Annotated in this window: 13 protein-coding genes; 11 read left to right on the top strand and 2 right to left on the bottom strand. The window is 71.9% G+C overall.

The window, feature by feature from the left end:
- Positions 1-24: 24 nt before the first annotated feature.
- The 8 genes from ABT304_RS28905 to ABT304_RS28870 all read left to right on the top strand — a co-directional run bounded on the left by ABT304_RS28905 (position 25) and on the right by ABT304_RS28870 (position 11852).
- Positions 25-807, top strand: coding sequence for a DeoR/GlpR family DNA-binding transcription regulator (locus ABT304_RS28905; protein WP_350720624.1), 783 nt, complete (start codon positions 25-27; stop codon positions 805-807).
- Between the two features lie 91 nt (positions 808-898).
- Positions 899-1819, top strand: coding sequence for an SIS domain-containing protein (locus ABT304_RS28900; RefSeq protein WP_350720622.1), 921 nt, complete (start codon positions 899-901; stop codon positions 1817-1819).
- Between the two features lie 4 nt (positions 1820-1823).
- On the top strand, positions 1824-2765 hold the full coding sequence (locus ABT304_RS28895; protein ID WP_350720620.1) for an ROK family protein: 942 nt from the start codon (positions 1824-1826) through the stop codon (positions 2763-2765).
- Positions 2762-3670, top strand: coding sequence for a 1-phosphofructokinase family hexose kinase (locus ABT304_RS28890; RefSeq protein WP_350720618.1), 909 nt, complete (start codon positions 2762-2764; stop codon positions 3668-3670). The genes ABT304_RS28895 and ABT304_RS28890 overlap by 4 nt, the downstream gene beginning before the upstream one ends.
- 1 nt (position 3671) lies before the next feature.
- A complete protein-coding gene (locus ABT304_RS28885) occupies positions 3672-4523 on the top strand; it encodes a class II fructose-bisphosphate aldolase (RefSeq protein ID WP_350720616.1) in 852 nt (283 codons plus the stop codon).
- An 85-nt stretch (positions 4524-4608) separates the two neighbouring features.
- Entirely contained in the window at positions 4609-8184 is a 3576-nt protein-coding gene (locus ABT304_RS28880) for a TIM-barrel domain-containing protein (RefSeq protein ID WP_350720614.1), read from the top strand.
- An 82-nt stretch (positions 8185-8266) separates the two neighbouring features.
- Positions 8267-10402, top strand: coding sequence for a DUF5005 domain-containing protein (locus tag ABT304_RS28875; RefSeq protein ID WP_350720612.1), 2136 nt, complete (start codon positions 8267-8269; stop codon positions 10400-10402).
- 22 nt (positions 10403-10424) lie between these two features.
- On the top strand, positions 10425-11852 hold the full coding sequence (locus tag ABT304_RS28870; protein WP_350720610.1) for a phytoene desaturase family protein: 1428 nt from the start codon (positions 10425-10427) through the stop codon (positions 11850-11852).
- 10 nt (positions 11853-11862) lie between these two features.
- On the opposite strand, the gene ABT304_RS28865 is transcribed toward ABT304_RS28870, so the two are convergent.
- Positions 11863-12519: a FadR/GntR family transcriptional regulator gene (locus tag ABT304_RS28865; protein WP_350720608.1), complete on the bottom strand. Its 657-nt coding sequence runs from the start codon at positions 12517-12519 to the stop codon at positions 11863-11865.
- Between the two features lie 26 nt (positions 12520-12545).
- Here ABT304_RS28865 and ABT304_RS28860 point away from each other — a divergent pair, with 26 nt between their 5' ends.
- Positions 12546-13769 carry an MFS transporter gene (locus tag ABT304_RS28860; protein WP_350720606.1) on the top strand — a complete coding sequence of 408 codons (1224 nt, stop codon included), beginning with the start codon at positions 12546-12548 and terminating at the stop codon, positions 13767-13769.
- Between the two features lie 84 nt (positions 13770-13853).
- Complete coding sequence (locus tag ABT304_RS28855) at positions 13854-14480, top strand: hypothetical protein (RefSeq protein ID WP_350720605.1); 627 nt, start codon at positions 13854-13856, stop codon at positions 14478-14480.
- A gap of 3 nt (positions 14481-14483) precedes the next feature.
- Here ABT304_RS28855 and ABT304_RS28850 read toward each other — a convergent pair whose 3' ends face one another.
- The gene (locus tag ABT304_RS28850) at positions 14484-15137 is read right to left on the bottom strand and encodes a TetR/AcrR family transcriptional regulator (RefSeq protein WP_350720603.1); all 654 of its coding nucleotides are present in this window, start codon (positions 15135-15137) and stop codon (positions 14484-14486) included.
- A gap of 99 nt (positions 15138-15236) precedes the next feature.
- Between ABT304_RS28850 and ABT304_RS28845 the strand changes: the two genes are divergently transcribed.
- Positions 15237-15441: aldehyde dehydrogenase family protein (locus ABT304_RS28845; protein ID WP_350720601.1), on the top strand; the 205-nt coding region annotated here is incomplete at its 3' end.

Raw genomic sequence — 15441 nt, 5'->3', positions numbered from 1 at the left:
GTCCGGGACCCAGGAAGGGGGCCCATGAGACAACAGCGACTCAACCAGCTGCTCGAGCTGATCAGCGAGCACGGGCACGTGTCGATCGCGGAGGTGGAGAGCGCGCTCGGTGTCTCGGCGGCGACCGCCCGCCGCGACATCGGGCACCTCGCCGACCAGCGGCTGGTCACCCGGACACATGGCGGCGCGACCGCGCTCGGCTCGGCGTACGAGCTCCCGTTGCAGTACAAGATCGGTCGCCAGGCCGACGCGAAGCGGGCGATCGCGACCGCGGTCGCCGACCTGCTCGTGCCGGGCGAGACGGTCGCGCTCAACGGCGGCACGACCACCAGCGAGGTGGCCCGCGCGATCGGGCGCCACCCCGACCTGGCCGAGGACGACAGCATCACCGTGGTCACCAACGCGCTCAACATCGCCTACGAGCTCTCCATCCGGCCCAACGTCAACATCGTGGTGACCGGCGGGGCCGCTCGCACTCAGTCGTACGAGCTGGTCGGCCCGCTGAGCGAGGGGGTGCTGTCCAAGATCCACATCGACACCGCGATCCTGGGTGTCGACGGCATCAGCACCCGGGCCGGGCTCACCACGATCCACCCGGCCGAGGCCAAGATCAGCGCCGACTTCATCGCGGCGGCGCAGCGCACCATCGTCGTGGCCGACAGCACCAAGCTCGAGCATCCGACCTTCGCGCGCATCCGAGACCTCTCCTGCGTCTCCATGCTCGTCACCGACAAGCCGGTGCCGGAGTCGCTCGCGAAGGCACTGACCGATGGCGGGACGGAGATCATCGTCACGACTGAGCGATAATGATCATTTGTGGTGCTTTATTGACAGAAACGCGCAGCGCGTTGGATGATTCGGGTCCAGCCGGCAACACATCGGAGGGTGACCCGAGACCATGACCGCATCTGCACCGACGACGCATCTCGCAGCCGAGATCGCGACGCAGCCCGCCAACTGGCTGGCCGCCAGGAGCACCGCCGAACGATCGGCCGACGCCCTGCCCAAGACGGGGGAGAAGGTCGCGGTCATCGGCTGCGGGACCTCGCTCTACATGGCCCAGGCGTACGCCGCGCTGCGCGAGGAGCAGGGTCACGGCATCACCGACGCCTGGACGCCGACCGAGGCCCGGCTCGACCGGGACTACGACCGGCTGGTCGCGATCACCCGGTCCGGGACCACGACCGAGGTCGTCGACCTGCTCGCCCGGATCCGGGGCACGATCCCGGCGACGGTGATCTCCTCCTCGCCCGGCACCCCGGCCCTCGAGCTGGCCGAGCCGATCCTCATGCCCGAGATCGACGAGAAGTCGGTGGTCCAGACCCGCTTCGCGACCACGACGCTCGCCCTGCTCCGCTGGCACCTCGGCGAGGACCTGAGCCTGGCCGCCGAGCAGGCCCAGCAGATCATCGACGCCGGCGAGAGTGCGTACGGCCCGGCGCTGACCGCCGAGCAGCTCACCTTCGTCGGTCGCGGCTGGACCAACGGGGTCGCCCAGGAGGCGGCGCTCAAGCTCCGCGAGTCCGCGCAGCTGTGGACCGAGTCCTACCCGATGATGGAGTACCGCCACGGCCCGCTGTCGATCAGCGCGCCCGGCCGGGTCGTGTGGGCCTTCGGCGACCTGGTGCCGGGCTTCGCCGACGACGTCGCGGTCACCGGCGCCGACCTCGTGCACCACGAGATCGACCCGCTCGCCGACCTGGTGCGCGTGCATCTGCTCTGTGTGGAGCGCGCCCGTCGGGCCGGTCTCGACCCCGACGCACCGCGCAACCTCACCCGCTCGATCATCCTGAACCCGGCCGCTGCCGACCCCGAGTGAACCGATGAGCGAGTCTCCTACGCAACCTGCCGCGGAGCGAGCTCTCGCCCTCGCGTTCGACGTCGGCGGCACCTCCGTGCGCGGAGCGGTGGTCGGCGCCGGCGATGTGTCGTGGGCGGAGTCGCGGGGGGCCACCCGCCCCGGCCCGGCCGTGCTCGACGACATCGCGCAGCTGGGCGAGGAGCTGCTCGCCGGCCTGAGCCCCGCGGCCAGGACGCAGGTCGCCGGGGTCGGGGTCGCCTTCCCCGGCCTCGTCGACACCGAGTCCGGGACCTCCCTCAAGGCGGTCAACCTCGGTCTCGTCGACACGCCGGTGGCGGCGCCGCTGGCCGAGCGGCTCGGCCTTCCAGTCGCGGTCTCGCACGACACGGCCGCCGCCGCGGGTGCGATCTGGGCCGACGCCGGGTCGCCGGCCTCGGCGTTCGTCGCGGTGCTCGGGACGGGGGTTGCTGCGGTGACGTACGTCGAGGGCAGGCCGATCGTCGGTGCCTCCGGTCAGGCCGGTGAGCTCGGCCACCTGGTGGTGGACCCGGCAGGGCCGCCGTGCACCTGCGGCCTGCGCGGCTGCGTCGAGTCGCGCGCGGGCGCCCGCCGCATGCTGGAGAGGTACGCCTCGCTGGGTGGCGACACCAGGATCACCGGCGTCGCCGAGCTGGTCGCGCGGACCGAGCACGACCCGCTGGCCGCCGGGGTCTGGTCCGAAGCGATCACCGCCCTCGCCGACGGCTTCCTCGCGGTCGGTGCGTTGCTCGCGCCGGGCGAGATCATCCTCGGCGGTGGCGTCGCCGAGGCCAGGGGCTACCTGCTCGAACCGCTGCAGGCCCGGATGCGCGAGCGCGCCGGCGTGACGGCGGTCCCGCCCGTACGCCTCTCCGCCCTCGGCGGCCGGGCCGGCCTGGTCGGCGCCGCGCGCCTGGCTCTGGCATCGACGGGGACGGACGCATGATCATCACCGTCACGCTCAACCCGGCGATCGACGTGACCTACCGGCTGCCCCGGCTGCGGGTGGGCGAGGTCCATCGGGTCGCCGAGGTCACCAGCCGGCTCGGCGGAAAGGGCGTGAACGTCGCCCGGGTGCTGCACCAGCTCGGCGAGCCGACCCATGCCGTCGGCCTCGCCGACCACGACTTCGGCGATGCTCTCGCCCGGGAGCTGCCATCGACCTTCCTGCCCGAGCTGGAGGAGGTACGCCGCACGCTGGTCGTCGTCGCCGACTCGACGACCTCGCTGTGGGAGCCCGGCAGGCAGGCGACCCCCGGAGCGGACCAGCGACTGCTCGACCTCCTCGCAGATCGGATCGCCGAGGCGACGGCTCTCGTCGTCTCCGGCAGCCTCGCGCCCGGCGTGTCCACCGACCTCCCGGCACGGATCGCGCGGCTCGCGGCCGCCGCCGGCGTACAGGTGCTTCTCGATCTCGACGACGCGGCGCTGGCCGCCGCGGTCGGCACCGGCGCCGTCCTGACTCCCAACGAGGACGAGGCCGCGCGCCTGCTGGGCCGGCCCCTCGATGACCCGGCCGTTGCGGTCGCAGAGCTCGCCACCCGCCACGGTGGCCCGGTCGTGCTGACCCGCGGCCACCACGGGCTGGTCGCGTACGCCGACGGCAGCTGCTGGGAGGTGAGCCCGCCCGCCGGGGTCACCGGGAACCCGACCGGCGCCGGGGACGCGGCCGCCGCCGGTCTCGCCCGGGGCCTGGCCCACGGCAGACCGTGGCCGGAGATCCTTCGCGACGCCGCCGCACTGGGCGCCGCCGCGGTGGTCACCCCGGTCGCCGGCGAGATCGACCCTGACGCGTACGCATCGTTCCTGGCCGACGTCAGGGTCAGCCGAATCGACCACGAGGAAGATTGACATGCCCCTGGTACCGATGTCGCTGCTGCTCGACCACGCCCGCGGCACCGGCCGCGGCCTGGGCGCGATGAACGTCATCCAGCTCGAGCTGGCCGAGGCGATCGTCGCCGGCGCCGAGCAGGCCGGCCGTCCGGTCGTGCTGCAGATCTCCGAGAACACCGTCGACTACCGCGGCCGGCTCGCGCCGTTGCTGCGGGCGACCATCGCGATCGCGGAGAGTGCGACGGTGCCGGTCTGCGTACATCTCGACCACGCGACCCGGGTCGAGCTCGTCGAGGAGGCCGTCGAGCTGCGGTGTCCCTCGGTGATGTTCGACGCCTCGAAGCTCGACTACGACTCCAACGTGGCCGCCACGGCCAAGGTCGCGGCCTGGTGCCACGAGCGTGGCGCCTCCGTCGAGTCCGAGCTCGGCGAGGTGGGCGGCAAGGACGGCGTGCACGCACCAGGGGTCCGCACCCGGCCTGCCGAGGCCGCGGCGTACGTCGAGGCGACCGGTGTCGACGCGCTCGCGGTCGCCGTCGGCTCCTCGCACGCGATGACGACCCGTACGGCCTCGCTCGACAACGAGCTCATCACCCGGCTCGCCGCCGCCGTCGACGTGCCGCTCGTGCTGCACGGCTCCTCGGGGGTCCCCGACGAGGGCATCGTCGCGGCCATCGCCGCCGGGATGACCAAGGTCAACATCGCCACCCACCTCAACGCGACCTTCACCCGCGCCGTCCGCGCGGCGATCGCTGACGAGGGCAAGGTCGACCCGCGCAAGTACCTCGGCGCCGGCCGCGATGCGGTGGCCGGCGAGGCCGCGCGACTGCTCGCTCTGATCGGCGGACCAAGGGTGGACCGGGCAGTGTGACCTGCGTTACAGTCGCCTCCAACTTACGATTGATTCTGACTCTTTAGGGCGTGAGGCGATCATGTTCAATCACTCAATCAGACGGTTGTTGGTCCCAGGGGTGGCGCTGGCCGCCGCACTGGTCGCGCTCAGCCCGGTGAGCTCCGTGGCCGCCGAGGCGAGCGAGCTCGGCGACGTCACCGGCTTCGAGCGCGACGGCGACAGCTACACCTTCGAGTCCGGCGAGGCCGCGCTGCGCGTGACCTTCGAGGACGCCGACATGGTGCGCGTACGCCTGGCCCCGGACGGCGAGTTCACCGACCCGGCCAACGACGACCCCACCGAGCCCGGCGCCCCCGACGCGGACATCGTCGTCAAGCGCGACTACCCCGGTGGGCAGTCCTCGGTGAAGGAGACCGGTGCGGCGTACGTCATCAGCACCGACGAGGCCGTGCTCACCGTGACCAAGCAGCCGATCACCCTGCGACTGACCGACCCGGACGGGAAGGTGCTGATGGCCGAGGCCTCGCCGCTGACCTGGGACGACAAGAGCACGGCGCAGCACCTGCAGCGCGGCGCCGAGGAGCAGTTCTTCGGTGGCGGCATGCAGAACGGCCGGTTCAGCCACCGCGGCGAGACGATCAAGATCTCGCGCGACTTCAACTGGAACGACGGCGGCAACCCGAACGCGGTCCCGTTCTACGTCTCCTCCCGCGGCTACGGCGTGCTGCGCAACACCTTCGCGGCCGGCAGCTACGACTTCGGTGCGCCGACCACGACCACCCACGACGAGCAGCGCTTCGACGCCTACTACTTCGTCGGCGACGCCGAGCGCGTCATCGACTCCTACACCGAGCTGACCGGACGCCCGGTCGCGGTGCCGATGTACGCCCTGGAGGTCGGCGACGCCGACTGCTACCTCCACAACGCCAACCGCGGCGAGCGCGAGACCCTGCGGGACTCGAAGGCGATCGCCGACGGCTACGCCGAGCACGAGATGCCGCTGGGCTGGATGCTCGTCAACGACGGCTACGGCTGCGGCTACGAGGACCTCGCCGAGACCGGCGACATGCTGAACGACCACGGCGCCGAGCTCGGCCTGTGGACCGAGGACGACCTGACCGAGCAGGAGACCGAGGTGGCCGCCGGCGTCCGCGTCCGCAAGACCGACGTCGCCTGGGTCGGCCCCGGCTACCGCTTCGCGCTCGACGCCTGCGAGCAGGCCCGCGACGGCATCGAGACCAACAGCGCCGACCGCTCGACCGTGCTCACGGTCGAGGGCTGGGCCGGCACCCAGCGCTGCGCCGCGGTGTGGAGCGGCGACCAGTCCGGAAGCTGGGACTACATCCGCTGGCAGATCCCGACGTACGCCGGGTCCACCATGTCGGGCCAGCACCTCGCCACCGGCGACGTCGACGGCATCTTCGGCGGCAGCGCCGAGACGTACGTCCGCGACATGCAGTGGAAGATGTTCCTGCCGATGACCTACCTGATGAGCGGGTGGGCGGCCTCCGACAAGCAGCCGTGGCGCTACGGCGAGCCGTACACCTCGATCAACCGGAAGTACCTGAGCCTGCACGAGCGCCTGCTGCCCTACTTCTACACGCACACGATGCGGGCCAACCGCAACGGCGTGGGAGCGGTCAAGCCGCTCTACCTCAACTACCCCGAGGACCCGAAGACCTGGGGCGACGCGGTCAAGTACGAGTTCCTCGCCGGTGACGACTTCCTGGTCGCCCCGGTCTACGAGGACGCCACCACGCGCGACGGGATCTACCTCCCCGAAGGCACCTGGGTCGACTACTGGAGCGGCCGGGTCTACCAGGGACCGACCACGATCGACGGCTACAAGGCTCCGCTGGACACGCTCCCGCTCTTCGTACGCGCCGGTGCGGTCGTGCCGCAGTTCCCCGAGGGCACGCTCGACTGGCAGCAGGGCAAGAAGTCGGGCCGCCTCGACCTGGACATCTACCCGCAGGGTGCCTCGTCCTTCGTGAACTACGAGGACGACGGGCGCAGCCAGGCGCACGCCTCCGGCGAGTCCGCCACGCAGAAGTTCGAGGTCGACGCCCCGTCGCAGGGCCGCGGGCGGGTCGTGGTGCGGCTGGGCGAGGTGGACGGCTCGTACGCCGGCAAGCCCGCCTCCCGCGAGTACGGGCTCAGCGTGCACGCCGATGCCGAGCCGGGCAGCGTCGAGTTGGACGGCGAGGAGCTGCCGCAGCGGGCCTCGAAGGAGGACCTCGAGGGCGCGGCGACCGGCTGGTTCCATGACTCCGCGACGGGCATCACCCAGGTGAAGACCGGGAAGCTGTCCACCTCCACCGGGGCTGTGGTCGCGCTGAACGGGTCCTCGGCGGTCGGCGGCGGCCACCCGGCCGACCGCAACGTGACCCTCGACGCCGCCACGGCCGCGATCTCGGTCGCCGGTGAGGCCTCGGACGTCACCGCCACCTTCACCAACGACACCGGATCCCGGGTGCAGCTCGGCTCGATCACGGCCGCCGCGCCTGAGGGCTGGGACGTACGCCCGGGAGACGCGGTGTCCGGGTCGCTCGCGCCGGGTGCCTCCCGCACCGCGACGTTCAGCGTCACGCCGCCGGCAGACGCCTCACCCGGCCGGGTGAAGATCGACGCGACCGCGACCTACGTCGCCCACGACCGGACGTACGCCGTGACGGACTCGGCCACGACCACGGTCGCGCATCCGGACCTGGCCTCGGCGTTCAACAACGTGGGTGTCACCCGGGCCGAGGATCCCGGACCGGGTGACATCGACGGCGGCGGCAGCAGCTTCCTCGCCGACAAGCTCGCCGAGAAGGGGGTCACACCGGGTGCGACGGTGAGCGCGAACGGCTTCGACTTCACCTGGCCGGACTCGGAACCCGGCACCCAGGACAACGTCGCCTCCGGTGGCGAGACCATCCGGATCAGCGGCAAGGGCAACGCGCTGGCGTTCCTGGGGACAGGCACCAGCCTGTCGGCCTCCGCGAAGGCGACGGTGCACTACTCCGACGGCACCTCCTCCACGGGGACGCTCGGCTTCCCCAACTGGTGCTGCGCGGCGACCGACAGCTACGGCGCCAAGGTGGCCGTCACCACGCTCGGGAAGAACACCCCGAACGGTCCGGCATATCCGACGGTCTCCTACCGCCTGTTCACTAAGACCCTGCGCACCGACCCGGCCAAGGAGATCGCCGCGGTCACCTTGCCCGCCAACGCCGCCGTGCACGTGTTCGCGATGACGGTCGGCGACGAGGAGATCGTGCCGCCGGCCCTGGCGGACGGCCAGTACTCGCTGGGCAACGTCGCCTCGGGGCTCGCGCTCGATGCCGCCGGTGCGACCAGCAACGGTCAGCTGACCACGTCGGCCGTCGGAGCGGCGGCGTCGCAGAAGTGGGTGGTCACCCGCAACGAGGACGACGGCAGCTACCAGCTGAAGAACGCCGGCACCGGTCTGTGCGCCGACGTCGCCTACAGCTCGAAGACGAGCGGCGACCCGGTCGTGGAGTACACCTGCACGGGCACGCCCAACCAACGGTGGGTGATCGTGGCCGACGGCGCATCGCTGAAGTTCTCGGCGAAGCACAGTGGTCTCAGCCTGGCCGCCGGCGCCAACGGTCTGGTGATCCAGCAGACAGACACCGCTGCCGGCTCCCAGCGCTGGCGCGCCACGCCGAACTAGGCCGGTGGCGGGCGACCCGGTCGCACTGCTTACATGACCCTCACGAACCGCGTCGTGCGGTGACCGAGGAGGGCGGTGAGGGGTGCGGCCGGGGAGTCGTCGTGAGGTCCTGCTGTGCGCTGTCCTCGTGCTGATCGCCCTGGGCTGGATCGTCACCGGGCTTCGCGCCGACTCCGGTGAGCTGCACGAGGTGCCGGTCGTGCTGGTCGGTCCCGACGTCGTCACGGCGCCCCTCGTGAAGCAGGTCAACGCGGTGCCCGGGCGGCCGTTCACGGCCGGAGGGGTCGACGACCCGGCCGAGGCGGCGGAGCTGCTGGAGAGCGGCGACGTCGTCGCGGCGCTCCACCTCGACCTGTCAGGCACGCGCGACGAGCTGCGGATCGCGGCGGCTCACCGGCACGAGCTCGCGCGCGAGATCCACGCCGAGGTCGCGCGGATCGAGGCGAGCCGTGGCCGGACGGTCGCGCTCGCCCCGACCGATGACCGGCACGAGGAGCGGTCGTGGGCCCAGATCACCTTCGCGACCGCGCTGGCCGGCTTCCTGCTGGTGTGCGTCGTCTCGCTCGTGTGGGGGCCGCTGGCACGTACGCTGCCTCGGCTCCTGGCGCGGCTGACGGCGCTCGCCGCACTGGCGGTGGGAGCGGGCATCTGGGGCTGGTTCCTCGCCGCGCCGGAACCGGCAGGGGAACGGCTGCTCGTCGCATCGGTCCTCGCCGCGACGGTGGTCGCAGCGGGGGCGCTGACCTTCGCCTGCGAGGTCATCGGCGGGTTGCCGGGTCTGCTGTTCGCGGCCGCGATGATCGTCGCCGGGCCGGCGCCCCTCGTCCTCGCCGGCGACCGTCTGCTGCTCACCGAACCGTGGGCGACCGGCTCCCGATGGACGATCGCCGGTGCGGGCGAGTCGCTGCTGTGGGCCGTCGACGCTCGCACCGGCATCGCTCAACCGGTGGTGACGATCATGGGCTCGGCGCTGCTCGGCCTGGTCGTGCTGGTGGCGACCCGATGGCTGGTCCGGGGTCTCGTCGCGCCCGACGGAGAACCTGTGTCGATGAGCGGGTGGCGCAGGACCCTCGGGCTGGTCCTGGTCTCGGCCACCTGCCTGACCGTGCTGGCGACCGCGCTGACCTCCGCGCTGCGTGCCGAGACCGTGCCGCGACCGCTGGCCAGCCTCGCCTCGACGACCCAGTGCGTACCTTCGGGTCCCGTCGAGGACGTCGACGACCTCAACCGGATCACCAGGCTCCGCGCCGAGCCGGCGCTCCAGGGCGGCGACGTCGGGGTGAGCGCCGAGCTCGGCGACGGCCGGAGCATCTGGATGTTCGGCGACACCCTGCGGGACGAGAAGTTCTCCGGCGCCGGCTTCGTACGCAACTCGATGCTGCTCGTCGAGCCCGACTGTCTGCAGGTCGTCCTCCCGGAGTCCGGCGGCGCGATCATCCCCGACCGGGACGACGGCGTGGGCTACTGGCCGATGTCGGTGACCACGCTCGACAAGCCGGGATACGCCCTCGTCGTGGTGGCCGCGCAGCGGGTGCGTACGACCGACTCCGAGGATGCGTTCGGCTTCGAGGCACTCGGACCGGCCATCGCCCAGTTCGTGGTCCCGGACGGGGGAGTCCCGCAGCTGATCGCCGTGACCGACATCGGTGCCGACGACGCCGACACGCGCCGGCCGATGTGGGGCGCCGCGGCGGCCGTCTCGGGCGAGTGGCTCTATCTCTACGGCACCGCCCGCGAGCCCGATCCGCCGCTCGGCACCGGGTTCGCCCTGCACGTCGCCCGCGTCGCGCCGGACCACGTCGCCGACCCCGACCGCTGGACCTACTGGGACGGCGCGGCCTGGACCAAGCGGGCAGGATCCTCGAGCGAGGTGATCCCTGCCGCCGACGGCGTCTCCCAGACGCTGAGCGTCTTCGAGCGCGACGGGCGCTGGTACGCCTTCAGCAAGAGCGACGAGTTCCTCGGGGACGACCTCGTCTTCTGGACCTCGTCGTCGCCGACCGGTCCGTTCCGGGCGCAACCGCCGGTCGGCACCCTTCCCTCCGGAGTGGCCCGCGGCGAGCTCCGCTACATGCCGCTGGCCCACCCCGACATCCTCGAGGAGCCCGGCTCGGTGGTCGTCTCCTACAGCCGCAACAGCACCGACTTCGGCGCGGTCCTGCGCAACCCGCTCCTGTATCGGCCGACGTTCATCCGCGTCCTCCTCCCGAGGCATTGACGAGCCTGCGTACGCTGACGCCATGAGCACGGCAGTGGTGGTGGGCAGCGGTCCCAACGGGCTGGCCGGCGCGATCCGTCTCGCCCAGGCCGGGATCGACGTCACCGTCGTCGAGGCGTACGACCGACCCGGGGGTGGCACCCGGACCAGCGAGCGCACCGTCCCCGGTGTGCTCCACGACGACTGCGCCGCGTTCCACCCGACCGGGGTGGCCTCGCCCTTCTTCGCCTCGCTGGGGCTGGAGCGGCACGGCCTGCGCTGGCTGTGGCCGGAGATCGATCTCGCGCACCCGCTCGACGACGGCCGGGCGGGGGTCGCGGCCCGCGACCGGGAGCTGACCCGGCGCTCGCTGGGCGACGATGCCGACCGCTGGGACCGGCTCTTCGCCAACGCCACGGGCAACTTCGAGGCGCTCATCGCAGAGGTGTTCCAGCCGGTGGTGCACGTGCCGCGCCACCCGGTCGTCCTGGGCCGCTTCGGCATCGACGCCCTGCAGCCGGCGACCTGGGCGGTCCGCCGGTTCCAGGACGACCCGGCTCGCGCGCTGTTCATGGGGGTCGCCGCCCATGCGTTCGGGCGCCTCGACACCCCGCTCAGCAGCTCGGTCGGCCTGATGCTGACCGCGGCCACCCACACTGTGGGGTGGCCGGTGGCCGAAGGCGGCAGTGAGAGCATCACCCGCGCGTTGCTGGCCGAGCTCGCCGAGCTCGGCGGGAAGGTGGTCACCGGGGTCCGGGTCACCTCCCTCGATCAGCTGCGCGACCTCGCCGGCGGTCGCCCCGACGTCGTCCTGCTCGACACCGCACCGGCCGGCGTGCTCGAGATCGTGGGCGACACGTTGCCCGCCCGCGTGCGTCGCGCGCTGGGCCGATACCGCTACGGTCCGGCGGCCTTCAAGGTCGACATCGCGATCGAGGGCGACATCCCGTGGACGAACGAGGAGTGCCGTCGCGCCGGCACGCTGCACCTGGGAGGCACGGCCGCCGAGATCGCCGCCATCGAGAAGGAGACGACCCGCGGCGTGATGGCCGAGCGGCCCTTCGTCCTGCTCGGACAGCAGTACCTCGCCGACCCGACCCGGTCCCGCGGCTCGGTCAACCCGATCTACGCCTACGCCCACGTCCCGCACGCCTACGACGGCGACGCCACCGAGGCGATCCTCGGCCAGATCGAGCGCTTCGCGCCCGGCTTCCGGGAGCGCATCGTGGCGGTCTCCACACGTACGCCGGCCGAGTTCGAGACGTACAACCCCAACTGGGTGGGTGGCGACATCAGCGCCGGCGCGAACACCGCTCTCCAGATCGCTTTCCGGCCGCGCCCTGCGCTCGATCCGTACGCCCTCGGCGTCCCGGGCGTCTACCTGTGCTCCTCGGCGACACCGCCGGGCGGCGGGGTCCACGGCATGGGCGGCTTCCATGCGGCCGAGGCCGCGCTGAAGCGGCTGGGCTGACCAGGCCCGGTCAGCGCGCGAGGGTGTGGAGGAGGCCGGTGACAGCGGCCGCGGCGGCACCGGGGTCCTGGGCGCGGATCGCGTCGAAGACGGCGAGGTGCTCGTCGGCGATCTCGGCCGTCTCGTCGTCGAGGTGGATGGTCGCGCGCAGGGTGTCCTCGAAGCCGGCGTAGAGCTCGATGAGGAGCGGGTTGTGGGTCGCGGTGACCACGCCCAGGTGGAACTCCGCGTCGGCCTCGGCGAAGGCGTCCGCGTCCCCGGTCGCGACGGCAGTGGCGCGCCGTTCCATGATGGCGGTCAGGGATCGCAGGTCGTCCTCGGTACGACGCTCGGCGGCCAGCGCCGCTGCGCGGGTCTCGATCGCGTGGCGGACCTCGAGGACGTGCGCCAGGTCGACCCGGCCGACCTGACGCCGCATCATCGCGGCCACCTCGTTGGAGGCGGCGACGTACGTCCCGTCCCCGCGGCGCACCTCCAGCACGCCGGTGTGGGCCAGGGCGCGTACGGCCTCACGCACCGTGTTGCGGCTGACGCCGAGAGCCGCGGCGAGCTCGGGTTCGGGCGGGATGCGGGCGCCGACGGCCCACTCGCCGTCGGCGAGCAGGGTGCGCATGCCGTCGATCGCCTGGTCGACCAGGGAGCGAGGCGTGGTGGTGGAGAGCGGCACGTGCCGTCCTTTCATCCAATCATCCGATGTCTGGCATCCTAGAGGGCGTGAACTCCCGCATCCAGTCCCGCCCTGATTCTCCGCCGTCGAACAGAGCCGTTCGGTCGACGGTGTGGCTGCTGGTCGCGGTCCTGCTGGTCGCCGCCAACCTGCGCGGGGGCATCACGTCCCTCGGTGCCCTGCTCGACAGTCTCGACGGGCTCTCGGCCGGCACCCGGGCGTTCCTGACCTCGCTGCCGGTGCTCTGCTTCGCGGTCGTCGGTGCCACGGGGATGACGCTCGCGCGCCGGCTCGGCGTGCATCGTGGCATCGGCGTCGCGCTCGGCCTGCTGGTCGCCGGGCTGCTGGTCCGGGTGATCGGCGCCCCCTGGCTGCTGCTCGCCGGCACGTTCGTCGCGTGCGCCGGCATCGCGCTCGCCAACGTACTTCTTCCCGCCGTGGTCAAGGAGGGCTTCCCGAACCGGGTCGGCGCGGTCACCGGTGCCTACAGCGCGGTGATGTCGCTGGGCGCGGCGATCGCGGCCGGGGTCACGGTGCCGATCGCCCACGCCGCCGGAAGCTGGCGGGCCGGCCTCGGCGTCTGGGCGCTGCTCGCCGCACTGGCCCTGCTGGCGTGGCTGCCCCACCTGCGCGACCGCGGTCACCGCCGCGGCGGTGGCACCCGGATCGCGCTGTGGCGCGAGCCCACCGCGTGGGCCGTGACGGTCGTCTTCGGCACCCAGTCACTGTTCGCGTACGTGGTGATGAGCTGGCTACCGAGCATCTACGCCGACGCCGGCTTCAGCCACGCGACGGCAGGGCTGCTGCTCGCGGTGAGCATCCTGGTCGGCGTACCTGTGTTCTTCCTGGCCCCCTCGCTCGCGATCCGCGCGTCGTCCCAGGGCCACCTGATCGCCGTCCTGACCGCGCTGCTGGCGATCGGGTTCGCCGGCCTCTGGCTCGCTCCCGTCGCCGGCGCCTGGCTCTGGGCCGTGCTCGTCGGCATCGGCGGCGCGGTCTTCCCGGTGGCCCTGACCCTGTTCAGCATCCGCACCGCGACGACCGCCGGCACCACCGCGCTGTCCTCGATGGCGCAGAGCATCGGCTACCTGCTCGCTGCCGCCGGCCCGTTCCTCGTCGGCCTGCTGCGCGAGTCCACCGGCTCGTGGTCGGTCCCGATCGCGCTCCTGCTGGGGCTCGCGCTCGTCCAGATCTTCGCCGGGTACGTCGCCGGGCGCCCGGTCCTCATCGGAGACCCTGCCGAGGACTGACTGCTCGGCTCGCTGATCTTGGAATGACCGACACGTCGGTCGTCCACCCGCCCGTACGTCGTCAGACCCGCAATACTGCTGGGCATGGCGGAGATCTCGGAGCGGACGGATCGGGTCGGACTCTCGGTGGTGGCGGTGGTGATCGTCGCGGGAGCGGAGGCCCTGCGGTTGGTGCTGCTGAGCCGGCTCCAGTGGGAGCTCGGCCATCCCGAGATCTACGCGTTCCGGGGTGTGCTGTTCACGCTGGTCTACCTGACGTACGCAGCGGTACTGGTGTGGCGTGGACGAACGTTCGTCCGTCGGATCACTGCGCCGCTCCTCCTGCTCGTGCCGTGGATCTTCGACACTTTCTGGCTGATCGCGAGCTTCCTCATGGCGCGCGGCGCGATCGACCTGCCAGTCGGCGAGTGGTGGCTGTGGATGATCCGGCTCCAGATGGTGATCACCGTGCTGTGCCTGACGGCCGCGTGGGGGATCGCGCGGCGTCGGGGCCTCCTGTGGGTGGTCGGGCTGGTGGTGCCCGGGGTGCTGATGATCGGGTGGATCGGGTGGGCGGACAGAGCCTGGGAGACGCTGGGCGGCCCGCTGGTGGTGTCCGACCTCTTCATGATGGTGTCGACCGTCGCCATCCCGCTCGTCGGCTGCCTGGCCTGCTGGGGTGTCGAGGCGCTGTCGCGTACGGCGCGACCGGCCCAGGTCGCGGCTGCCTGACCACTACCTCGCAGCCGGCGGATTCTTTGCCTTCTTGGGCAATTCGGGGTCGATCGGAGCGACCTGTACGCCGAGGGCGGAGTGGGCGTAGCTGGACAGCTGCTGCTCGGCGCGCTCGAGGGTCAGCGACGAGTTGTGGGCGAGCAGGTGGAGGCCGAAGGCGTCCTCCAGGGCCACGAAGTTGCGGGCGATGGCCTCGGCCGAGTCGGTCAGCGTGAAGACGCCGGTGGCACGCCCGACCTCGAGCACGGCGGTGTAGAGCGAGACCTCGCGGTCGAAGAGCAGCGTCATCAGGGTCGCATGCATCGGGCTGCGGCTCGCGTTGACCGAGATCTCGTCGAGGACCTGGCTCAGGAGAAGGTCCTCACCTCGGGGAAGACCGGAGTACATCAGCCGGCCGAGCTTCTCGGCGGGGGAGAGGTCGCCCTCGATCGCGCGCTGCCGGGACCAGTAGTAGCGGTCGGTCGCGGCCTGGTGGGCGGCCTCGATGAGGCCGTCGAGCTCGGGGTAGTAGTAGGCGATCAGGCGCGGTGAGATCCCGGCCTCGGCGGCGATGTTCTTCATCGTGGCGCCGGCCAGGCCGTGGGCCGCGATCACGGTGAGTGTTGCCGCGGTCAGATGTTCGCGCCGAGCGGCCTGGTCCTTGCGTCGAGCCATGCTCAACCGTAACGCGTATGTGAAATCTGTGGGCGAATGATTGACACCTGGTGTGGCGAGGCTCATATTTGCGGTGAAGCGCAAAGAAAGGACTTGCTTGTGCACACCCACCAGGACTGGCGAGAGATCGCCGCCGAAGTCCGGCCCCGGACCCGACCGTTCATCGGCGGCCGTTCCGTCGACACCGCGGAGGGCTCCTTCGAGAACCGCAACCCCGCCACCGGAACGCTGCTGGCCGAGGTCGCCGACGCCGGCGCCGCCGGTGTCGACGCGGCCGTGCGCGCGGCGCGGGCGGCGTACGACG

The organism is Nocardioides sp. NPDC000445 (assembly GCF_040300245.1).
In the GTDB taxonomy this organism is placed as follows: Bacteria; Actinomycetota; Actinomycetes; order Propionibacteriales; family Nocardioidaceae; genus Nocardioides.
The sequence above is the reverse complement of the archived record's forward strand: the minus strand, read 5'-3'. Positions and strand labels throughout refer to the sequence as shown.